1 protein-coding gene is annotated in these 2,742 nt (G+C 54.3%); it reads right to left on the minus strand.

Going from position 1 to position 2,742, the window contains the following annotated elements; genetic code table 11:
- Positions 1-511: 511 nt before the first annotated feature.
- Complete coding sequence (locus AC33YF_RS13590) at positions 512-2,290, minus strand: SLC13 family permease (protein WP_491777750.1); 1,779 nt, start codon at positions 2,288-2,290, stop codon at positions 512-514.
- Between the last annotated feature and the right edge of the window lie 452 nt (positions 2,291-2,742).

A 2,742-nucleotide genomic window follows, 5' to 3' on the forward strand; every position in this document is an offset into this window, starting at 1 on the left:
ATAGGCTGGCCAGGGCGCCTTCTGAGCCGAAAACTATTCTCCTGCCCCCGAAATCTCGTCGGACAGTCCCGCCCCTGTCGAGCATCGCCCAAACAGAGCGTTTTCACACAGGCTCCAGAGAATGGCGACATTCGCAGCCTGTTTGAGCAAGTCCAATCGCTGCCGCAACGGCACGTCCGCCTTACCCTCAGAAGCAGAAAGTTGACGTACCTCGCCCCTGATCGAATATCGACCGCGGGCGGGCTGCGCCGCCCTCGTTGTCCCTATTGGCGCTATGCATAGGCAGCCGACGGCGGTGAGCGGAGCCGCGTGACAGCTCCGGGCATCTAATCCAGTCAGTAACGCAAGGGCCTCCATCTTGGCGGTCGAATAGACCCGGTGAATCGGGAGCTGGTGTTGTCGCGAAACTCGTGGTTCGTGACACATCGAGTCTGCTGTCGCGCACGAAGTCGCGTACATGGCGAATCTCCTGCACTCGGGTCATTTCTTGAAAGAATAGCATGTCGAGCTCCTATGCTGGCCATACAAAGAGGATCATCGGAACACCGACAAGCAGGATCAAAAGCTCCAGACCAATTCCGACGCGGGTATAGTCTGTGAAGCGATACGCGCCAGGTCCCATAACGAGCGTATTCGATTGATGACCGATTGGTGTCAAATATGCAGATGCACTGCCAACCGCAACGGCCATTAGGAATGGGTCGATTGACAGCTGCAATCCTTCAGCAATGCCTGCACTTATGGGAGCCATAATGACTGCCGTCGGCGTATTGTGAATCAAATCGGAAAGCCACATAGAGACAGCCATGACTAATCCAATAATGGCCCAAAGCGGCATTACACCTGCCAAAGCGACTAGCTGGCTGGCAATATGCCCCGCCGCGCCGGTTGACGTCATGGCTTGACCTATAGGCATCAGTGCTCCGATAAGCACGAGGATCGGCCAATCAATGCTTTCGTATGCGTCCTGAAGTGAAATCGTTCGAGCTAGAATCAAGGCAGCGACGGCACTTACCAATGATATTGGTACAGATACCAGACCAAGTCCTGCCGCGACCAGAGCTACGGCGAAGATGGCAAGCGGCAAGAGGAGCCCCTTTTTTTGAGCTTTCGCGGTCCCGCCACCGTCGGCCAATATGAGGCACCCTAAGTCAGCAAGTGCCCGCTCTAGTGTATTGCGCTCGCCCTGAACCAACAGAGTGTCGCCCACTTGAAATTCCCAATCCTTAAGCCTCGACTGCGGCTCACCCCTTCGCGCCAGCGCAAGGAGATTGACCCCGTAGTCAGTATGCATCCGCATATTCCTGGCTGATCGCGTCTCCAGCGCGGAGTTCGGCATAACAACGGCCTCCGCTATCACGGCATCCTGCAGTCGTATCGCTAGGTCATCCACATTGTTTCTAGACAGCAAATCAAATTGTTTTCCGTCACACAACGGCTCCCAAATGCCTGGTTCGCCCTTGATGACGAGAATGTCCCCCGCCCTCAACAAAGCTATCGGTCGAGGAGCAAGGATTTCCTCTCCATGCCGAAGGACGGTCATGATCGTTACCTCATTACCGCATATCTCCTCGACATGCCGAACCTGCCGGTCGTTGAACGAAGAGCCTTCAGGCAATCGAACCTCGGCAACAAATGGTGTCAATTTTCGTAGAAGTCGTTTCGCGGACTGTTCAGTTTCGCGAGCTGGGATAAGGCGCCACCCAACTATCGCGAGATAGACGAGACCGATGATGGCAATGGTCAAGCCAACGGGTGTAAAATCAAACATCAAGAACGGTTTTCCAACATGTTCCGCACGAAAAGCGGAGATAACCAGGTTGGGTGGGGTTCCGATAAGCGTTATTAATCCTCCAAGCAGCGATGCGAAAGAGAGCGGTATGAGCAAAAATGACGCCGGCCGTTTTGCCAGTGAAGCATTGCGAATAGTCACCGGCAGCATGAGAGCCAATGCGCCAATATTGTTCATCACCGCAGATAGGAGCAACGTTAGACCGCTACCCGCTGCCACCTGGGTGGTTGGTGTCAGTCGCGCTGGTGCGAGCATGCGAACGAGCCAATTGACTAGCTCGGTTTCCTGAAGAGCGCGGCTAATCACAAGTACAGCCGCAACGCTGACGACAGCCGGATGGCTAAACCCGAGGAACGCATTCTCTGGGGGCACAACTCCCAAGTAGACAGCAGCAAGTAGCGCTACGCCTGCGACAACGTCATAGCGCCAACGGCCCCAGACAAAACCAAGCAAGGTTGCGGCGAGGATAAGAAATAGAATGATCTGTGTGCTTGTCATTGCCGCGTGAAGCTTTTAGGTTCCCATCGGCGCGCGCCTGGGATCGATGAGTTTCGCTTCGTGCGGTTTGCGTTCATACGTTTGGTCCCACGACGCCGGTGCATCGGTTGGGATTTGGAGTCGACCATCCTCTAGCTTCCTATCTGAGTTATTATTGTTAGGTGGTCCACGCTGTCCGAAAGTGTCCTGTGCAGCAAACCCTTTGCTCGCTTTAACAGCTAGCAACGTCCGATGTTTGGCAATTTTGACTGAACATCTTCAACGCCCCCGTCGCCAAACGCCATTTAGCGCTGAGATTCAATCGTAAATGCCAATGTTGTTGCTAGGTCTGCAATCCGGCGCAACTTCACAACGGCAGCCCGCTTGTCGGCTTTTTCCGGTGACTGAAGTTGTTTGGCAACCTCCGCCAGAAGAGCATTCATGGTCATCATAGTTTCTTGCATGTGCGTCCA

This window comes from Methyloceanibacter sp. (genome assembly GCF_058506495.1).

Coding starts and splice junctions, on each gene's coding strand:
- AC33YF_RS13590 (WP_491777750.1), bottom strand. CDS start 2,290: ATGACAAGCACACAGATCATTCTATTTCTTATCCTCGCCGCAACCTTG.